The 214-nt window shown below is 60.3% G+C and carries 1 protein-coding gene; it reads right to left on the minus strand.

All coding sequences use genetic code 11. The annotated features are described in order from the left end of the window. On the minus strand, positions 1-214 hold a 214-nt coding region (locus WG929_RS21295; RefSeq protein WP_416207662.1), incomplete at both ends, for a DDE-type integrase/transposase/recombinase.

Genomic DNA, 214 nt, shown 5'->3' on the forward strand with positions numbered 1-214 from the left:
GCTCGCCAGACTCGGCATCATGTACCTCCCAGGCGACGATCTTGCGGCTGTACACGTCCATGATCAGATACAGATACCAGTGCTGGCCGCGCACTTCCGATGGGCAGTAGCTGATGTCCCAGGTCCACACTTCGTTAGGCCCCGTGGCCGTAAAACTGGTGGGCTGTGGTACTGTTCTGGCAGACTGAGCACGGCCGCGGTGGTTGAGCTGCTG

The sequence above is a fragment of the Oceanobacter antarcticus genome (assembly GCF_044962685.1).
Classification (GTDB): domain Bacteria; phylum Pseudomonadota; class Gammaproteobacteria; order Pseudomonadales; family Oceanobacteraceae; genus Oceanobacter; species Oceanobacter antarcticus.